Annotated in this window: 16 protein-coding genes and 1 pseudogene; 9 read left to right on the forward strand and 8 right to left on the reverse strand. The window is 66.6% G+C overall.

Going from position 1 to position 17,684, the window contains the following annotated elements:
* The coding region (locus ACVOLJ_RS16935) for a hypothetical protein (protein WP_481564668.1) at positions 1-186 on the reverse strand (186 nt) is incomplete at its 3' end.
* Positions 187-213: 27 nt separating this feature from the next.
* Here ACVOLJ_RS16935 and ACVOLJ_RS16940 point away from each other — a divergent pair.
* Positions 214-717 (forward strand): hypothetical protein, encoded by a 504-nt coding sequence (locus ACVOLJ_RS16940; RefSeq protein WP_475281294.1) that lies wholly within the window; start codon positions 214-216, stop codon positions 715-717.
* A gap of 47 nt (positions 718-764) precedes the next feature.
* Positions 765-1,820 carry a suppressor of fused domain protein gene (locus ACVOLJ_RS16945; protein ID WP_475281295.1) on the forward strand — a complete coding sequence of 352 codons (1,056 nt, stop codon included), beginning with the start codon at positions 765-767 and terminating at the stop codon, positions 1,818-1,820.
* 59 nt (positions 1,821-1,879) lie between these two features.
* On the opposite strand, the gene ACVOLJ_RS16950 is transcribed toward ACVOLJ_RS16945, so the two are convergent.
* The 5 genes and pseudogenes from ACVOLJ_RS16950 to ACVOLJ_RS16970 all read right to left on the reverse strand — a co-directional run bounded on the left by ACVOLJ_RS16950 (position 1,880) and on the right by ACVOLJ_RS16970 (position 7,307).
* Complete coding sequence (locus ACVOLJ_RS16950) at positions 1,880-2,491, reverse strand: glutathione S-transferase family protein (RefSeq protein ID WP_475281296.1); 612 nt, start codon at positions 2,489-2,491, stop codon at positions 1,880-1,882.
* Between the two features lie 85 nt (positions 2,492-2,576).
* Complete coding sequence (locus ACVOLJ_RS16955; protein WP_475281297.1) at positions 2,577-3,035, reverse strand: cell wall hydrolase; 459 nt, start codon at positions 3,033-3,035, stop codon at positions 2,577-2,579.
* 297 nt (positions 3,036-3,332) lie between these two features.
* Positions 3,333-5,363, reverse strand: coding sequence for an FAD-dependent oxidoreductase (locus ACVOLJ_RS16960; protein WP_475281298.1), 2,031 nt, complete (start codon positions 5,361-5,363; stop codon positions 3,333-3,335).
* 285 nt (positions 5,364-5,648) lie between these two features.
* Positions 5,649-6,203, reverse strand: a pseudogene (yczE, locus tag ACVOLJ_RS16965) (membrane protein YczE); the annotation flags it as partial.
* Positions 6,204-6,299: 96 nt separating this feature from the next.
* Positions 6,300-7,307: a zinc-binding alcohol dehydrogenase family protein gene (locus tag ACVOLJ_RS16970; protein ID WP_481564669.1), complete on the reverse strand. Its 1,008-nt coding sequence runs from the start codon at positions 7,305-7,307 to the stop codon at positions 6,300-6,302.
* A gap of 359 nt (positions 7,308-7,666) precedes the next feature.
* Between ACVOLJ_RS16970 and ACVOLJ_RS16975 the strand changes: the two genes are divergently transcribed.
* The 4 genes from ACVOLJ_RS16975 to ACVOLJ_RS16990 all read left to right on the forward strand — a co-directional run bounded on the left by ACVOLJ_RS16975 (position 7,667) and on the right by ACVOLJ_RS16990 (position 10,738).
* On the forward strand, positions 7,667-8,758 hold the full coding sequence (locus tag ACVOLJ_RS16975; RefSeq protein ID WP_475281301.1) for an OmpA family protein: 1,092 nt from the start codon (positions 7,667-7,669) through the stop codon (positions 8,756-8,758).
* A 217-nt stretch (positions 8,759-8,975) separates the two neighbouring features.
* The gene (locus ACVOLJ_RS16980) at positions 8,976-9,494 is read left to right on the forward strand and encodes a hypothetical protein (protein WP_475281302.1); all 519 of its coding nucleotides are present in this window, start codon (positions 8,976-8,978) and stop codon (positions 9,492-9,494) included.
* Between the two features lie 20 nt (positions 9,495-9,514).
* The gene (locus ACVOLJ_RS16985; protein ID WP_481564670.1) at positions 9,515-10,324 is read left to right on the forward strand and encodes a pseudouridine synthase; all 810 of its coding nucleotides are present in this window, start codon (positions 9,515-9,517) and stop codon (positions 10,322-10,324) included.
* Positions 10,325-10,408: 84 nt separating this feature from the next.
* A complete protein-coding gene (locus ACVOLJ_RS16990; protein ID WP_475281304.1) occupies positions 10,409-10,738 on the forward strand; it encodes a hypothetical protein in 330 nt (109 codons plus the stop codon).
* A gap of 90 nt (positions 10,739-10,828) precedes the next feature.
* Here the strand turns inward: ACVOLJ_RS16990 and kbl are convergent, their stop codons facing one another.
* Entirely contained in the window at positions 10,829-12,037 is a 1,209-nt protein-coding gene (gene kbl / locus ACVOLJ_RS16995; protein WP_475281305.1) for a glycine C-acetyltransferase, read from the reverse strand.
* Between the two features lie 207 nt (positions 12,038-12,244).
* On the opposite strand from kbl, the gene ACVOLJ_RS17000 reads away from it, so the two are divergent.
* Entirely contained in the window at positions 12,245-12,940 is a 696-nt protein-coding gene (locus ACVOLJ_RS17000; protein WP_481564671.1) for a TorF family putative porin, read from the forward strand.
* A gap of 160 nt (positions 12,941-13,100) precedes the next feature.
* On the opposite strand, the gene tdh is transcribed toward ACVOLJ_RS17000, so the two are convergent.
* Positions 13,101-14,123 (reverse strand): L-threonine 3-dehydrogenase, encoded by a 1,023-nt coding sequence (gene tdh / locus ACVOLJ_RS17005; protein ID WP_032952044.1) that lies wholly within the window; start codon positions 14,121-14,123, stop codon positions 13,101-13,103.
* Between the two features lie 479 nt (positions 14,124-14,602).
* Here tdh and ACVOLJ_RS17010 point away from each other — a divergent pair, with 479 nt between their 5' ends.
* Together ACVOLJ_RS17010 and ACVOLJ_RS17015 are read left to right on the forward strand one after the other, a co-directional pair.
* Complete coding sequence (locus ACVOLJ_RS17010) at positions 14,603-16,765, forward strand: S46 family peptidase (RefSeq protein ID WP_481564672.1); 2,163 nt, start codon at positions 14,603-14,605, stop codon at positions 16,763-16,765.
* Between the two features lie 243 nt (positions 16,766-17,008).
* Positions 17,009-17,653 carry a histidine phosphatase family protein gene (locus ACVOLJ_RS17015; protein ID WP_475281308.1) on the forward strand — a complete coding sequence of 215 codons (645 nt, stop codon included), beginning with the start codon at positions 17,009-17,011 and terminating at the stop codon, positions 17,651-17,653.
* Positions 17,654-17,684: the final 31 nt, after the last annotated feature.

Raw genomic sequence — 17,684 nt, forward strand, 5'->3', positions numbered from 1 at the left:
CAACCGCGCGCGGGTGTAGGGCGCGGTGATCTCCTGCTCCAGCCGGTGCGAGGCGTCCTGGGTGCGCATGGGCCGGCCCGGGACCCGCCCCGGCGCTACCCCGGCGGCGGTGCTGCAGCGCAGCTTTCCCCCGGCTACCGGTGAGCTAAGCTCGGCCTTGGGGAGCGCGCCGGCAATGGCGCGCATGCGTATCGCATCGAGCAAGGGGGAACCATGGCGCTGCTGCATGCCAAGACGGCCGCTGGCCGCCAGGAAATCGAGGACCGTGCACGGCGACTGCCGGCGGCACTGCGTTCGATCCTGCTGATGGTCGATGGTCAACGCGACGACACGGAACTGCGCGGCCTGTTCGAAGGGCTGCGCGCACCCGCCGATGCGCTGCAGCAGCTGGCGGCGCTGGGCCTGATCGAGGTGGTCGGTGGCAACGCCGATCCTGTCGCGCAGCGCGGGCTCTGCAGTGGCCGCGAGCAGGACCCGGCGGTGTACCAGCAGCTGTACGATGCGATGAGTGATGCGGTGCGGCGCCACCTCGGCCTGAAGGGCTATTTCATGCAACTGAAGATCGAGCGCTGCACCGATGCGATCACCCTGGAGCGGTTGTGCCCGGAGATGATCGCGGCGATCAGCAAGGCGCGCAGCCCGGCGCTGGCGCAGCGCTGGTGGCAGGAGATCCAGCACGCGCTGGCGACGCCGGCGGCTGAGGTCGTACAGGCTTAGCGCGCAGCGTAAAGTGGAGGGCTCTCTTCGCGACAAGGAGCCCCCGCGTGCAGGACGACCACGATTCGGACACCCCTGGCTGGGACGCGATCAACGACGCGCTGGCGCCGTTGTATGCCGGTCAGACGCCGCAGCATTTCGGTACCGCCATTCCCTACACGCTGGGCGGTTCTGACCCGCTGGACGGCATCAGCGTGTATTGGGTGGATGCGCCGGTGCCGCACTGGCACTACATCACCTATGGCTTTTCCGAGCTGTATGCCAAGGAAAGCAGTGATGCATCGACCAGCGGCTATGGGTTTGAACTGACCTTCCGTCTGGCGGCCGCACCGGGCGACAGCGCCGGGGCCACACCACCGTCGTGGCCGATGAACCTGCTGCAGAACCTGGCGCGCTATGTGTTCGGTAGTGGCAACGTGTTCGAGGATGGCCATCACATCGATGCCAACGGGCCGATCGCGCTGGAACAGGACACCGTGCTGCGGCACCTGGCCTTCCTGCACGACCCGTGGTTGCCGCAGCGGCAGACGCCCAATGGCGCGCTGCAGTTCCTGCAGGTGATCGGCCTGAGCGATGCGGAAATGGCCGCGATCCGGCGCTGGTCCACGCGCGGCGTACTGGCACTGCTGGAGCCGGTGATGCCGCTGTGGATCACCGAGCTGTCGCGTGCATCGCTGCTGGATGATCCTGCGCTGGTTGCGCAGGTGCAGGCCGGCAGCGAGCGCGAGGGTTCCAGCACCGGCATGCTGTTCCTTGAAAAGCTACAGGCGCGCGTGGAAGACGGCGTGGCAACGCTGCAGATCGGCGCCGGCCAGGTACCCAGCGTGCTTGAGCTGCTGCCGCTGCGCCTGCGCCATGGCAAGCCGTTGACCCTGTTCGGCGGCGACCTGGCGTGGCGGTTCGAGGCCGGCGAAGTGGATGCGGTACAGGCCGAGGCGGAGGTCGCCCGCTGCATCCTGTCCGAGGCGAGCCTGCAGACGCTGCTGGACACACTGCGTGCCGAGCGCGGTCGCCATGAGCTGTGTGAAGGGAAACTGGTGGTGGACGTGCAGCCGACCCTGCTGCGCGATGCCAAGGGCAATCTGCTGCGCGAAATCGGCTGATCGTCACACCGGGAGGTCGGGTCGGATCGCGCTGCGATCCGGCCCGCCCCTGTTGACTGTCAGGCCAGGCCTTCGGCCTTCAGCACCGCCTGCACGCCCGGATCGGCGTCCATGCGCGCCTTGTAGGCGGCCAGGTTGTCCAGGCCGGACAGGTCGACCTTGGTGCCGGCCGCCCAGCGCAGGGTGATGTAGAAATACGGATCGGCAAAGCTGCGGAAGCCGGCCAGCCAGGTCTTGCCGGCCAGCTGCTTGTCGGCGGTTTCAAACAGCGCGCGCAGACGCTTGTGGGCGGCGGCGCGGATCGCGTCGAACTGGCTGTCATCGGCGATGAACTTGCCCGGTGCGAACAGCGGCGAGAACGCCGGGTGCACGTCGGAATTGACGAAGGCCAGCCAGCGGGTGGCTTCGGCGCGCTGGCGCGGACTGCCGTCGCCGCCAAGGCCGGCCTGCGGGTAGGTATCGGCGATGTAGCCCATGATCGCGGCGTTCTGCAGCAGCACGAAGTCGCCATCGACGACGGCCGGCACGGCACCGGCCGGGTTGATCTTGAGGAATTCCGGACCCTTCAGGGTGTCCTTGTTCAGCAGTTCAACCTCGAACGGCTGGCCGGTCCACTGCAGGGCGATGTGGTCGGCGGTGGAACAGGCACCGGGCTTGCTGTACAGCTTCATGGGAACTCCAGGCGGGGCGTGGTGGAAACCACCACTATCCCAGAGCCCGGCGGCGGGCGGCAACGCTGCCGCCGGCAACAGTTCGTTACGACTGCCGGGGCTTGAGGTTCTGCACCTTGTAGAAGGTGTGATCGCCGATGGTGGCCACCTGGTAGGCGTTGCGCCAGTTCGGGCTGGCAATGGCCAGCGCGGCGAAGTGGCTGGCGCCAGGCACGATCTCGCGACGTTCGCCGGCCGGCAGCGCCCAGTTGCGCTCAGCGTCGAAGGCCACGTCCATCGCCTCGCTCCAGGCCTCATCGTTGCCCAGCTGGGTGCCGGGGGAGACGATGGTCGGTGCGAACTGCTTGCGCGCGGTGACCACCTGGCACATCGAGTCGCCCCACAGGCCGCTGTCAAGGCGACGCAGGGCAACCTCGGCCACGGCCTGTTGACCGCGCAGGGTCTGGTCGCGGGCTTCCAGGTAGACGGTGGTGCTCAAACACAATGAATCAGCGGCCGGCTGCGGCAACAACTGCGACAGCCAGAGAATCCAGGCCAGTTTCATATAACTCCTTGCTCCGTGTGGGTCGCACCAGCGGGTTCCAGCAGCGGGGGCTGCTGGGGGCCGGGTACGACTTGGCGTCATGGGGAGGCGGCCATCGGGGCTGCCCCGTGGGCGGCCCAAGGAAACGATCGGACATCGATCGAAGGGGGCCGCGCCGGCTCACCGGAAACTGGCTGGTGAGCGGAAAGATGGCGCAAGGTAGGGGGGCATTGCCGAACGCATCCTGAATCTTCCGGCTTGACATTCAGCTTGGGGGCGGGTGACGGAAATCACATTCCGGCCCCCATTCAGATTCAATCAGAGCGCTGCGGCGACGCGGCTTCCCTGGTCGATGGCGCGCTTGGCATCGAGTTCTGCGGCGACATCCGCACCGCCGATCAGCTGTGCGGCGATGCCTGCGGCCTGCAGTTCCTCCAGCAGTACCCGGTTGGGTTCCTGTCCTGCGCAGATCACGACATGGTCGACGGGCAGCAGCTGTTCGCTGCCGTCCACCCGGATGCGCAGGCCGCTGTCATCCACGCCCAGATACTCGACGCCGCCGAGCATGCGCACCCCTTTGGCCTTCAACGTGGCGCGATGGATCCAGCCGGTGGTCTTGCCCAGTCGGGCACCGGGCTTGCCGGCACTGCGCTGCAGCAGCCACAGCCTGCGCGGGGAGGCTTCCACGCTCGGTCGGGTCAAGGCACCGCGTGACTGGAAGCTGGCATCCACGCCCCATTCGGCCATCCAGCGTTGCGGGTCCAGCGCGGGCGAGGGGCCATCATGGGCGAGGAACTCGCCGACGTCGAAGCCGATGCCGCCGGCGCCGATGATCGCCGCATTGGCCCCGACCTCGACCCGGCCCAGCAGCACGTCCAGGTAGTTCACTACCTTCACGTGGTCTGCCCCGGGGAAGTCGACCTTGCGCGGGATGATGCCGGTGGCCAGGACCACCGCGTCAAAGCCGGCAAGGCTGGCTGCATCGGCGCGCGTGCCAAGCCGCACCTGCACGCCGGTCTCGCCCAGCTTGTGGCGGAAATAGCGCAGGGTCTCGTGGAATTCTTCCTTGCCGGGAATGCGTTTGGCCACGTTGAACTGGCCACCGATCTCGTCGTTGGCGTCGAACAGGGTGACCTGGTGGCCGCGCTCGGCAGCGACCGTGGCGCAGGCGAGGCCTGCCGGGCCTGCGCCGACCACGGCGACCCGCTTGGGCACGGTGGTGGGGGTATAGACCAGTTCGGTCTCGTGGGCGGCGCGCGGGTTGACCAGGCAGCTGGCCAGCTTGTTCTCGAACACATGGTCCAGGCAGGCCTGGTTGCAGGCGATGCAGGTGTTGATGGCGTCGGCACGGCCGGCGCGGGCCTTGTTCGGCCATTGCGGATCGGCCAGCAGCGGACGCGCCAGTGACACCATGTCGGCACCGCCGTCGGCCAGGATGCGTTCGGCGACCTCGGGCATGTTGATGCGGTTGGTCGCCACCAGCGGCACCTTCACATGCGGCTTGAGCTTGGCGGTGACCCCGGCGAACGCGCCACGCGGCACCGAGGTGGCGATGGTCGGGATGCGCGCTTCGTGCCAGCCGATGCCGGAATTGATGATCGTCGCACCGGCCGCTTCGATGGCCTGTGCCTGCTGCACGATCTCTTCCCAGTTGCTGCCGTCTTCGACCAGGTCCACCAGCGACAGCCGGTAGATGATGATGAAGTCCGGGCCGCACGCTTCGCGGATGCGACGCACGATCTCCACCGCAAAGCGCATGCGCTGCGACGCATCACCGCCCCAGCGGTCGCTGCGCTTGTTGGTGCGCGGGGCGATGAACTCGTTGATGAGGTAACCCTCCGAGCCCATCACTTCCACACCGTCATAGCCGGCCTCGCGCGCCAGCCTGGCGCTGCGTGCGTAGTCCGCGATGTGGCGTTCGACGCCGCTGGCCGAGAGCGCGCGCGGGGTGAACGGATTGATCGGCGCCTTCAGCTTCGAAGGCGCCACCGACAGGGGATGGTAGGCATAGCGGCCGGCGTGCAGCAGCTGCAGGCAGATCTTCGCGCCATGCTGGTGCGCCGCGGCGGTCAGCTGCCGGTGCGGGCGTACTTCCCACGGCCAGGACAGCTTGCCGCCGAACGGCTTGAGCCAGCCGACCACGTTCGGGGCGAAGCCGCCGGTGACGATCAGGCCGACGCCGCCTGCGGCGCGCTCGGCGAAATAGGCGGCCAAGCGCGGGAAGTCACGCGCGCGGTCCTCCAGGCCGGTGTGCATCGAACCCATCAACACGCGGTTGCGCAGCTGGGTGAAGCCCAGATCCAACGGGGTGAACAGGTGGGGGTAGGCGGTTTCGTTGGCTGGCGACATGGTCGATACGCTTGCGTACGGAAGCGCGAAGCGTGCCGCGAAACGGCGCCTGGGGCAAGGGCCGCTCTTTGGGTGGTGCCGGGGGCCGGGGCGCGCGGCGGGCGTCGGGCGGGGGGGTGGGGGGGCCCCCCCCCGCCCCCCCCTCCCCCGCGGTGGGCTCCCGCGTGGGGGGGGGGGTGCCGGGGCGCGGGGCTGTCTTGGCGCCCTCGCGCCGGCGCTCGGGGGCGGCCCCCCCCCCCCCCCCACTACCGTGGGACGACCGATCCCGAACCAGCCCAGGGTGATGCCGCACAGAGGCCCGATCAGCAGCGCGAAGGCGAGCGTGCCCACGCCCACGTCACCGCCCAGCCACCAGCCCAGCAGCAGCACGCTGCCCTCGATCAGGCTGCGTACCTTCCAGATCGGCCAACCGGTGCGTGCATGCAGTCCCGTCATCAGGCCATCGCGCGGACCCGGTCCCAGCTTGGCGCCGATGTACAGGCCGGTGGCCAGCGCGACCAGCAGCATGCCGGCGCAGAACATGGCCACCTGCCAGCCCAGTCCCGTTGCCGGCGGCAGCAGCCACAGGCCGAACTGCGCGGAGGGGCCGATCAGCATCACGTTCAGTACGGTGCCGGCGCCAGGCTTCTGCCGCAGCGGCCACCACAGCAGCAGCACCAGCGCGCCGATCACATTGGTGGCCAGGCCGAATGACAGCGGGGTCTGTGCGGCGATGCCCTGTGACAACACGTCCCACGGCGCCACGCCGATCGCGGCGCGGATCATCAGCGATGCACCGAAGCCATACAGGAACAGGCCGGTGATCAATTGCAGCAGGCGCAAGGGCAGGGCGGTGGGCATGACAGGCTCGGGCGGGGATCTGTTCCCACCTTATTCGTCAATCAGGCGTCCACATAGATACAGATGCTGCCCAATCCGTCGTGACAGACAAGCGGATCAGCCGCTCCAACCGGCCAGCGCCAGCTTGCCGATGCTGCGGCCGCTGGCCAGCTGCGCGTGAGCGGCTTCCAGCGTGGCCGCATTGATCGGCCCCAGCGTTTGGCTCAACGTGCCGCGCAACTGGCCGGCATCGATCAGGCTGGCGGCACGGTTGAGGATGCGGTGCTGCTCGATGCGGTCGGCACTCTGGAAGCGCGAACGCGCGAACATGAATTCCCAGTGGATGCCGATGCACTTGGCTTTATAGGGATCGCCGATGCGCAGTGCGCCGCGCGGTTCGACAATCAGCCCCACATGCCCCTGCGGTGCCAGCAGCTCGCCCAGCGGCTCCCAGTAGTGATCGGTGTCGGCCAGGTTCAGCGCCACCTGCACCTCGTTGATGCCCAGTGCCTGCAGTTGCGGCAGCAGCGGCTGGCGGTGGTCGATGACATGCAGCGCGCCCATCTGGCGGCACCAGTCGATCGATGCAGTGCGGGAGGCGGTCGCGATGACGTCGAAGCCGGCATGCCGGGCCAACTGGATCGCCATCGAGCCGACCCCGCCGGCGCCACCGATGACCAGCAGGCGCTGGCCAGCGTGGCGGCGGTCATCAAGCTGCAGTGGCATGCGCTGGAACAGAAGTTCCCAGGCGGTCAGCGTGGTCAGCGGCAATGCTGCTGCTTCGGCGAAATCGAGGGTGGTCGGCTTGCGCGCCACCAGTCGTTCATCGACCAGCTGATATTGCGCGTTGCAGCCCGGGCGGGTGATGTCGCCGGCGTAGTAGACCTCGTCGCCTGAAGCAAACAGGGTCACCTCATCACCAATGGCCTCGACCACGCCCGCTGCGTCCCAGCCAAGGATGCGGGGAGTATCGGTTGCCGTCGCGCGCTGTTTTGCGTCCACCGGATTGACGGAAACAGCGTGAATGCGAATCAGCAGGTCCCGATTGCGGGGAGCCGCGGGCGGTGGCAGCTCGATATCGCGTAGTACAGGTGTTGATTCACGACACAGGGCGACGGCTTTCATCAGCAACTCCCGCTCGATTCCTGTCCGCATCATAAGGTTCCTCACTTCGATGGGCGCGCGCTGAACCGGGCAGCGCTGATTCCTGCCATCGCAGTCGCATTCGGCCCCTAAACCTATCCAAACCCTTGTCGTGCGTGGGTCTTGCGGATTTTCATCATCCTGTATAGGGTTTCAACGTCGGGCCGGTGGCCGGTCGTGCGCGACGCTTCACATGTTACGGGACTGTTAACATGACCTTCACCCGCCTGAGCATAATGTTCGCGGCGGTGGCGTGCTGAATCGGCTGTCTGAACATCGACGCAGTAGTGCTGGCCCATGCCTCTACCGGTTTCATACCCCCGAAATAGGAGCTGTACTCAATGAACAAGAAGATCCTTACTGCCGCGCTGCTGGGCGGTCTGGCATTCGCCCAGGCTGCGTCGGCGCAGGAGTTCGATGACCGCTGGTACCTGACCGGTTCGGCCGGCTTCAACTTCCAGGACAACGACCGCCTGACCAACGACGCTCCGTTCGTGACCCTGGGCCTGGGCAAGTTCATCAGCCCGAACTGGTCGCTGGATGGTGAGCTGAACTACCAGAACCCGAACTTCGACGCCAACCAGGATCAGAACTGGTCGCAGTACGGCGTGTCGTTCGATCTGCGTCGCCACTTCATCAAGGAAGGCCGCGGCTGGAACCCCTACATCGTGGGCGGCCTGGGCTACCAGAAGTCGGAAGAAGAGTACGCTGCACTGGACACCAACGGTCCGCGTGAGCGCAAGGACGGCAACCTGGCTGCCAAGCTGGGCGTCGGCCTGCAGACCACCTTCGACAAGCGCGTTGCTGTCCGCGCCGAAGTGGCCTACCGCGCTGATTTCGACGACCAGAGCGTCGCCGCGCGCGACGAAAGCTGGTTCGGCGACGTGCTGGCTTCGGTCGGCGTCGTGATCCCGCTGGGCCCGGCCCCGGTGGCTGCTGTGCCGGCTCCGGCACCGGTTGCCCCGAGCTGCGCCGACCTGGATGACGACGGTGACGGCGTCAACAACTGCGACGACAAGTGCCCGAACTCGCAGCCGGGTCAGACCATCGGTCCGGACGGTTGCCCGGTGCCGGTCTCGATCGACCTGAAGGGCGTGAACTTCGACTTCGACAAGTCGAACCTGCGTCCGGACGCCGTGGCCATCCTGAGCGAAGCCACCGAGATCCTGAAGCGTTACCCGGATCTGCGCGTTGAAGTCGCCGGTCACACCGACTCGAAGGGTACCGACGCTTACAACCAGAAGCTGTCGGAGCGCCGCGCCACCGCGGTGTACAACTACCTGACCAAGAACGGCGTCGACGCTGGCCGTCTGGCCGGTCCGATCGGCTACGGTGAGAGCCGTCCGATTGCTCCGAACACCAACCCGGATGGTTCGGACAATCCGGAAGGTCGCGCCAAGAACCGTCGTACCGAGCTGAACGTCCAGAACTAAGTTCTGACGCTCTGCCAGTAAGACACAGCAGGACCCGGCTTCGGCCGGGTCTTGTTGTTTGTGCGGTACCGAACGTCCAATTCCGGCCAAAGAGCCGACCGTTCGTCGGGATTTTATCCATGAAACCAATGAGTTGGCGTATTCATTGAAAGTGGCGCTTGAAAGATGACGTGGCATTGCTAAACTCGCCGCGTCTCTTCCTTTCGTGGATGCCCTCATGCTGCGCTCTGCATCGGCTGCCGTTCTGGCGCTGGCCCTGGTTCCCGCCGCCCACGCCGCGGTCGATTGCTCGGTCAACACCAGCGCTTCGCCGCTGCCGTTGCCGGCCACCGCGATCGCGCCCGTGGCCGATGAGCTGTACATCCGCGGTACCCAGCTGGGCATGTCCAGTGGTGTGCTGGGCAGCAGCTACGATCCGTCGCAGTCGCTGGACCAGGTGCTGCAGCGGTTGCGCATCGATGGCTGCCAGAACATCGCCAAGGCGATCCCGAGCGCGCCGGCGGTGAAGCCGAACGATCCGGCCGCCTACAAGCCGCAGACCGAGTTCGACAATACGCCGTGGCGCTTCGACATGAGCCAGAACGGCAAGCGCATGACCGCCGAAGAGTTCGACGCCTGGATGAAGGCCCGTGGCGTGCGCGTGGTCAAGGCGCGCCCGGTTCCGGCTGCCACCCCGGCCGCCACCCCGGCCGCGGCCGAAGCACCGGCTGAGACCAAGCCGGTCGACAAGAAGTAAGCGCGGCGGGGAGCAGAGGCTTGCGCACGCGCCGCCCACCTGCCACCCCCGCTGCACGCTCCCACGCATCGCGTGGGCGTGCGAACCCGCCTGCAACGACCCATGGCGTACGCCATGGCCTGGCGCGCGTGTTGTCCAAGGCCGGTGTCTGCTCGCGCAGCGAAGCAGCGCGCTGGATCGCTGATGGGCGTGTCCGGGTTTCCGGCCGCATCGTGCGCGATCCCGAGTTCCCGATTGCTACCCCGCTGCCGCCGATCGAGGTCGATGGCCAGCCGATGGGGGCGCCCAAGCGCCTTTACCTGATGCTCAACAAACCGCGCGGGGTGGTCACCACCGCGCAGGACGAGCGCGGCCGCGACACCGTCTACCGCTGCTTTGACGGTGCCGGGCTGCCATGGATCGCGCCTGTCGGGCGCCTGGACAAGGCCAGCGAGGGGCTGCTGCTGTTCTGCAATGACCCGCAGTGGGCTGCGCGCCTGACCGATCCGGAGACCGGCCCGTCGAAGACCTACCACGTGCAGGTCGATCGCCTGCCCGAAGAAGACACCCTGGCCGCGCTGCGCGCCGGTGTCGAGGACGAGGGCGAGTTCCTTCTTGCCCAGGCCGTGCGCGTGCTGCGCAGCGGCGACAAGACCGCATGGCTGGAGGTGGTCCTCGACGAGGGCCGCAACCGCCATATCCGCCGCCTGTTGGCGGCCTTCGACCTGCAGGTGCTGCGCCTGGTCCGGGTTGCGATCGGAGAGCTCACGCTCGGCGATCTCGGCAAGGGACAGTGGCGGCTGCTTGAGGTCAGTGACCAGCAGCGGCTTGGGGCCGTTGCACCGGGCTGAGTGATGCCCACGGCCGGCAGCTGCCGGCCACCGTTCCAGGTGCAGGGGGCGCCTGGTTGTCGAATGTCCAGAACGGAGCCTGCCATGTATCACCCGACCCTCAAGCAAACCCTGCGCTGCACCAGCCTGCTGTTGCCCATCGTGCTGCTGGCCGCCTGCGGTGGCCACAAGAAGACCGCCAAGGCTGATCGCCCGGCGGAAACCCCGGTGGTGGAGGTCAAGACCCCGGAACTGGATGGCCGCGGCAGCTACCGCTTCATGATGAGCAACGGCGACCAGAAAATGACCGCCGATCAGTTCGATGCCTGGATGAAGGCCAATGGCATCCGCGTGGCCAAGGGCAACGGCCAGGATGCCAAGCCGGTCGTGGTCGCCAGCAAGGACGAACCCAAGGGCAAGAAGAAAAAGAAGTGACGCGCACTGCGCGCCATTCTGGTAGCGCCGGGCCACGCCCGGCGAATGGCGGGAAACCGCCGGGCATGGCCCGGCGGTACCGGCAGGCGATCAGCCCTTGATCACGCCCAGCTCGACGCCGATGCGGGTGAATGCATCGATCGCGCGGTCCAGATGTTCGCGGCTGTGCGCGGCGCTGATCTGGGTGCGGATGCGTGCCTGGCCCTTGGGCACCACCGGGAAGAAGAAACCGATCGCGTAGATGCCTTCTTCCAGCAGGCGCTCGGCGAACTTCTGCGCCAGCGGTGCGTCGTACAGCATCACCGGGCTGATCGGATGCACGCCCGGCTTCACGTCGAATCCGGCGGCGGTCATCTTCTCGCGGAAGTAGGTGGTGTTCTCGGCCAGGGTGCTGCGCAGGTCGTCGGCGGCGGCCAGCATTTCGAAGGCCTTGATGCCGGCGGCGACCACGTGCGGCGGCAGTGAGTTGGAGAACAGGTACGGGCGCGAACGCTGGCGCAGCAGCTCGATCACTTCGCTGCTGGCGCAGGTGAACCCACCCAGCGCACCGCCCATGGCCTTGCCCAGGGTGCCGGTGATGATGTCGATCTTCTCCAGCACGCCCTTCACTTCGGCCGAACCGCGGCCGCTGGCGCCCAGGAAGCCGGTGGCGTGGCATTCGTCGATGTGCACCAGCGCGTTGTACTTCCTGGCCAGTGCGGTGATCTCGTCCAGCGGGGCGATGAAGCCGTCCATCGAGAACACGCCGTCGGTGGTGATCAGCTTGGTCTTGCAGCCGGCGGCATCGGCGGCCTGCAGCTGCGCTTCCAGGTCGGCCATGTCGCAGTTGGCGTAGCGGAAGCGCTTGGCCTTGCACAGGCGCACGCCGTCGATGATCGAAGCGTGGTTCAGTGCGTCGGAGATGATGGCGTCGTTCTCGCCCAGCAGCGGCTCGAACAGGCCGCCATTGGCGTCGAAGCAGGCTGCGTACAGGATGGTGTCCTGCTTGCCGAAGAAGCTGGCGATCTGCGCTTCCAGCTGCTTGTGCAGATCCTGGGTGCCGCAGATGAAGCGCACCGAGGCCATGCCGAAGCCGTGGCTGTCCAGCGCGTCCTTCGCCGCCTGGATCAGGTCCGGATGGTCGGCCAGGCCCAGGTAGTTGTTGGCACAGAAGTTCAGCACCGTGCGGCCGTCTTCGAGAGTGATCTCGGCGGACTGGGGGCTGGTGATGATCCGCTCGGACTTGAACAGGCCCTGGGCGCGGATGGCGTCCAGTTCCTCGGCATAGTGGCGGGTCAGGGCGGAGGTGGCATCGGTCATGGCGTGGGCACGGCTCAGCACGGGAAACCACTGATTCTACCGGGCATCGGCGACCACAAACCGGTCGCGCTTGAGCCCCGCCATGGCCGGCACATGTTGCATCGCAATAGCAAACGGGTTAAAAATTCGTGAACCGGAGCTGTCCTGTTCCGGTTGCACCGCCCGCCCCCCCTCCTTCCACGCCACCGACCCCCACCGGAGACGCTCATGAAGCACGCCCGTGCCTGCCTCGCCCTTGCCGCTGCCCTGACCCTGGCCGTGCCGTTCGCCGCCAGCGCCCAGGAAAGCGAGTCGCCGTACAGCTGGAACGTCACCGCCGTTTCCGACTACCTGTTCCGTGGTGTGTCGCAGACCGATGAGGATCCGACCCTGCAGGCCGGTTTCACCTACACCAGCCCGGTCGGCCTGTATGCCGGCGTCTGGGGCTCGGGCGTGGACTTCGGTGCCGGCGACCCGAAGACCGAAGTCGACTACCTGATCGGCTACGGCGTGGACGTGACCGAACGCGTCAACTTCGACGTGCTGCTGAACCGCTACACCTACCTCAAGGCCAGCCACCAGAACTACAACGAGCTGATCACCACCACCACGCTGGATGACACCTACAAGCTGACGGTGGCCTACAGCAACGACGTGTGGAACAGCAGCACCGATGGCTGGTACTTCGGCCTAGGTGGCAGCTGGGGCCTGCCGAAGGACTTCACCTTGAATGCCAACGTCGGCCGCAGCACTTTCGAGGACGGCATCGCCAAGGACTACACCGACTGGAATGTCGGCGTTGAGCGCCAGTTCGGGATGGCCAAGGTCGGCCTGGGCTACTACGGCACCGACGGCAACGGCCGCGACAACTCCGGCAAGCTGGCCCACAGCCGCGTGATGCTGAGCGTCGCGATCGGTAACTGATGCGCCTTCGCTGATGTCCACGAAAAAGGCGCCCAATGGGCGCCTTTTTCAATTCCAGCAGCATGCCTTACCCCGGCTGGGGGAGAGCCCCTTGTTGTTCAAGGGGGCGCGCCGACGGCGCGGGGATAAGGAAACCTGCGGGGGGAATTGACCCGAAGGGTCAATTCCAGCTCAACACCACCTTGCCGGCCTTGCCTTCTTCCATCAGGTCGAAGCCCTTCTGGAAGTCGTCGATCGGCAGCTGGTGGGTCATCACCTTGCCGAGCGGGAAGCCGGACAGCACCAGCTGGGTCATCTTGTACCAGGTCTCGTACATCTTGCGGCCGTAGATGCCCTGCACGGTCAGGCCCTTGAAGATGATCTTGTCCCAGTCGCAGCCGGCGCCCTTGGGCATGATGCCGAGCATGGCGATCTTGCCGCCGTGGTACATGCAGTCGAGCATGTCGTTGAACGCGCGCGGGTTGCCGCTCATTTCCAGGCCCACGTCGAAGCCCTCCATGTGCAGTTCCTTCATCACGTCCTTCAGCGAGGTGTTGGCGACGTTGACCACGCGGGTGGCGCCCATGTCGGCGGCCAGCTTCAGGCGGAAGTCGTTGACGTCGGTCACCACCACGTTGCGCGCACCGATGTGCTTGCAGATGCCCGCGGCGATGATGCCGATCGGGCCGGCGCCGGTGATCAGCACGTCCTCACCGATGACGTTGAATTCCAGTGCGCAGTGCGCGGCATTGCCGTACGGATCGAAGAACGCGGCCAGCTCGGACGGAATCTGGTCGGGGATCGGCCACAGGTTGCTGGCCGGCATCACCATGTATTCGGCGAATGCGCCGTTGACGTTGACGCCGATGCCGACGGTGTTGGGGCACAGGTGCGGGCGGCCGCCACGGCAGTTGCGGCAATGACCGCAGACGATGTGGCCTTCGGCCGAGACGCGCTGGCCGATCTCGTAGCCGGTCACGCCCGGGCCGATTTCGGCGATGCGGCCGACGAACTCATGGCCGATGGTCAGGCCCGGCTTGATCGTGCGCTGGCTCCACTCGTCCCACAGGTAGATGTGCAGGTCGGTGCCGCAGATCGCGGTCTTTTCCAGCTTGATCAACACCTGGTTGGGGCCGGGGGTCGGTACCGGAACCTCTTCCATCCAGATGCCCTTGGCTGCTTCGCGCTTGACCAGGGCCTTCATCGTTTGCTGCGCCATCGGGGTGGAACTCATCAGGGGGAAAACGCGGATTATAGAGGCCTGCGCGGAATTCCCATGTTGCGCTGCGGGTGCAGTGGCGGAACGAAAGGCCAGCGCAGGCGGGCGTTTCGAACGTACTGCAAACAGCAGCGCCTCCCTGGTTCGGGGGAGGGGGGCGTGGTCACCCTGGCCGGGACACGCAAAAGCCCATCCATGGTGCTCGATGGCGCCTTGCTCGCGTGCGCTCTCCTGCGCACACGGCAAGTCCGGGGTTGGGCGTCCTGCCCAACCCGCCAGGCGCATGCGCCCGGCCCATGGCGCCAACGGTCCCGTCCAGGGTGACCACGCCCCCTCTGGACGATTTCCGTGTGCGCGGCCGACGTGCGCGCGGCAGAGCAAGAAGCAGGCCCATGACTTCCGGGGTTCGGGCCGGGGCAGGGGGGCGGGCTACAATCGCCGGTTCCACTACCAGGGGCCGCTCCATGCGCTCGAACCTGCTTGCATTTTCCGTCGTCGCCAGCCTTGGGCTGGTCCAGGTCGCCCATGCCGCTGAAGGCATGTGGGTGCCGCAGCAGCTGCCGGAAATCGCCGGCCCGCTGCAGAAGGCCGGCCTCAAGCTGTCCCCGGAACAGCTGGCCAACCTGACCGGCGACCCGATGGGCGCGGTGGTTGCGCTGGGCGGCTGCACCGCCAGCTTCGTGTCGCCGCAGGGCCTGGTGGTCACCAACCACCACTGTGCCTACGGCGCCATCCAGCTGAACTCGACCGCACAGAAGAACCTGATCAAGGACGGCTTCAACGCGCCCAAGCTCAGCGACGAACTGAGCGCCGGCCCGAACGCCCGCGTCTTCGTGCTCGACCAGATCACCGACGTCACCGCCCAGGCCAAGGCCGCCATTGCCGGCGCCGGCAACGACCCGCTGGCCCGCAGCCGCGCGCTGGACGCCTTCGACAAGGCCCAGGTGGCTGCGTGTGAAGCCGATGCCGGCTTCCGCTGCCGCCTATACAGCTTCTCCGGCGGCAACACCTACCGCCTGTTCCGCAACATGGAGATCAAGGACGTGCGCCTGGTCTACGCGCCCCCGGGCAGCGTCGGCAAGTTTGGTGGCGACGTCGACAACTGGATGTGGCCGCGCCACACCGGCGATTTCTCCTTCTACCGCGCCTACGTCGGCAAGGACGGCAAGCCGGCCGCCTTCGCCGCCGACAACGTGCCCTACCAGCCCAAGCACTTCCTGAAGTTCGCCGACCAGCCGCTGGGCGCCGACGACTTCGTGATGGTGGCTGGCTACCCGGGCCGCACCAACCGCTACGCACTGGCCGGTGAGTTCAACGAAACCGCCAGCTTCACCTACCCGACCATCGCCAAGCACTACAACGCAGTGCTGAAGATGATCGCCGATGCCGGCAAGGCCGACGCCGACGTCAAGGTGAAGTACGCCGCCACTGCCGCCAGCATGAACAACGTGGCCAAGAACTACCTGGGCCAGCTGGAAGGCTTCAAGCGTATCGACGCCGCCGGCCAGAAGCAGGCTGAAGAAGCCGCCGTGGTGGCCTGGCTGAAGAAGCAGGGCGCTGCCGGCAAGCCGGCCCTGGCTGCACACGCGCAGCTGCTCAAGCATCTGGATACCAGCAAGTTGACCCGCGAACGCGACCTGTTCGTCGGTCAGTTCAACAACACCTCGGCCGTTGGCGCAGCGATCACCCTGTACCGCCTGTCGATCGAGCGCAGCAAGCCGGATGCTGAGCGCGAAGCCGGTTACCAGGAACGCGACCTGACCACCATCGAAGGCGGTCTGAAGCAGATGGACCGCCGCTACGTGGCGAAGATGGACCAGCAGCTGCAGACCTACTGGCTCGACCAGTACGTGGCCCTGCCGGCCGCGCAGCGCGACAACGAAGTGCTGAACAAGTGGCTGGCCGGCAGCGATGGCGCTGCGGTGAAGTCGCTGGTGGCCAAGCTGGGCGGCACCGAGCTGGGCAGCCTGGACACCCGCCTGAAGTGGTTCAAGGCCGACCGCGCTGCGTTCGAATCCAGCAGTGATCCGGCCATCCAGTACGCGGTGGCCGTCATGCCGGCACTGCTGAAGCAGGAAGAGCAGAAGAAGATCCGCGAAGGCGAATCGCTGACCGCGCGTCCGCTGTACCTGCAGGCCGTGGCTGACTACAAGAAGAGCCAGGGCGAGTTCGTCTACCCGGATGCCAACCTGTCGCTGCGCATCACCTTCGGCAACGTCATGGGCTACGGCAAGGACGGCGTGAAGTACACCCCGTTCACCACCCTGGAAGGCGTGGCAGCGAAGGAAACCGGTGAGGATCCGTTCGATTCGCCGAAGGCACTGCTCGACGCGGTCAAGGCCAAGCGCTACGGCGGCCTGGAAGACAAGCGGATTGGTTCGGTGCCGGTGAACTTCCTGTCCAACCTGGACATCACCGGCGGCAACTCGGGTTCGCCGGTGCTGGATGCCAACGGCAAGCTGGTCGGCCTGGCCTTCGACGGCAACTGGGAATCGGTCAGCTCCAACTGGGTGTTCGACCCGGTGATGACCCGCATGATCGCCGTCGACAGCCGCTACATGCAGTGGATCATGCAGGAAGTGGCGCCGGCGCCGCAGCTGCTGAAGGAACTGAACCTGGCCAGATAAGGTTCGCGGTCCCTGGCGGTCCATCCACGCATGGCGTGGATCTACTGCTTGTACCGGATGGTAGCGCCGGGCAATGCCCGGCGGAATCGGTCCGCCAATCCTGAAACCCCGCGACGCAGGTCGCGGGGTTTTTTCATGCCCCGGCCGGCCCGGTGCGCCGAACAGGTATCATCCCTGTTCCGCGTACTTCACAGGATGTGAACGAAACGCGGAAACCTCCTCCCCCCAGGACCCCTTGCACGCATGCGCATCCTGCTTGCCCGCCACGGCGAAACGCCGTGGAACGCCGAAGGCCGCTACCAGGGCCAGATCGATATTCCGCTTTCGCCCATCGGCGAAGCCCAGGCCCAGGCCCTTGGCGCCCGCCTGGCTTCGGTCGACATCACCCGTGCGGTGGCCTCGCCACTGTCGCGTGCCCAGCGCACCGCGCAGCTCGCCCTCGGTGCCGCGCGTGCGGACATGCTGCTGACCGAGCCGGAGCTGCAGGAAATCGCCCACGGTGAGTGGGAAGGCCTGCTGGCCAGCGAAATCAACGAGAAGGATCCGTCGCGCCTGCAGGCCTGGCGGGATGAACCGGACACCGTGCTGATGCCCGGCGGCGAATCGCTGCGGCTGGTGCTGGAGCGCAGCTGGCGCGGGCTGGCCCGCGCCACCGAAGGCCTCGGCGAGCAGGACACGCTGCTGGTGGTCGCCCACGATGCGGTCAACCGGGTGATCCTGTGCAAGGTGCTGGGGCTGCCGATCTCCCGCCTGTGGACCTTCCGCCAGGCACCAACCACGCTCAACCTGCTGGAAGGCGCCGACCTGGACAGCCTGGAAGTGGTGCGCCTGAACGACTGCGCCCACCACACGCCGTTCTTCGGCGAAGCCAAGCACCGCGCACTCTGATTCATCCCTGCCGAACCACCTGCACCTGTTG

This window comes from Stenotrophomonas sp. STEN046 (assembly GCF_056759755.1).

Coding starts and splice junctions, on each gene's coding strand:
- ACVOLJ_RS16980 (WP_475281302.1), top strand. CDS start 8,976: ATGCTGCGCTCTGCATCGGCTGCCGTTCTGGCGCTGGCCCTGGTTCCC.
- tdh (WP_032952044.1), bottom strand. CDS start 14,123: ATGAAGGCCCTGGTCAAGCGCGAAGCAGCCAAGGGCATCTGGATGGAA.
- ACVOLJ_RS16975 (WP_475281301.1), top strand. CDS start 7,667: ATGAACAAGAAGATCCTTACTGCCGCGCTGCTGGGCGGTCTGGCATTC.
- ACVOLJ_RS17010 (WP_481564672.1), top strand. CDS start 14,603: ATGCGCTCGAACCTGCTTGCATTTTCCGTCGTCGCCAGCCTTGGGCTG.
- kbl (WP_475281305.1), bottom strand. CDS start 12,037: ATGACCGATGCCACCTCCGCCCTGACCCGCCACTATGCCGAGGAACTG.
- ACVOLJ_RS16950 (WP_475281296.1), bottom strand. CDS start 2,491: ATGAAGCTGTACAGCAAGCCCGGTGCCTGTTCCACCGCCGACCACATC.
- ACVOLJ_RS17000 (WP_481564671.1), top strand. CDS start 12,245: ATGAAGCACGCCCGTGCCTGCCTCGCCCTTGCCGCTGCCCTGACCCTG.
- ACVOLJ_RS16955 (WP_475281297.1), bottom strand. CDS start 3,035: ATGAAACTGGCCTGGATTCTCTGGCTGTCGCAGTTGTTGCCGCAGCCG.
- ACVOLJ_RS17015 (WP_475281308.1), top strand. CDS start 17,009: ATGCGCATCCTGCTTGCCCGCCACGGCGAAACGCCGTGGAACGCCGAA.
- ACVOLJ_RS16960 (WP_475281298.1), bottom strand. CDS start 5,363: ATGTCGCCAGCCAACGAAACCGCCTACCCCCACCTGTTCACCCCGTTG.
- ACVOLJ_RS16990 (WP_475281304.1), top strand. CDS start 10,409: ATGTATCACCCGACCCTCAAGCAAACCCTGCGCTGCACCAGCCTGCTG.
- ACVOLJ_RS16970 (WP_481564669.1), bottom strand. CDS start 7,307: ATGAAAGCCGTCGCCCTGTGTCGTGAATCAACACCTGTACTACGCGAT.
- ACVOLJ_RS16940 (WP_475281294.1), top strand. CDS start 214: ATGGCGCTGCTGCATGCCAAGACGGCCGCTGGCCGCCAGGAAATCGAG.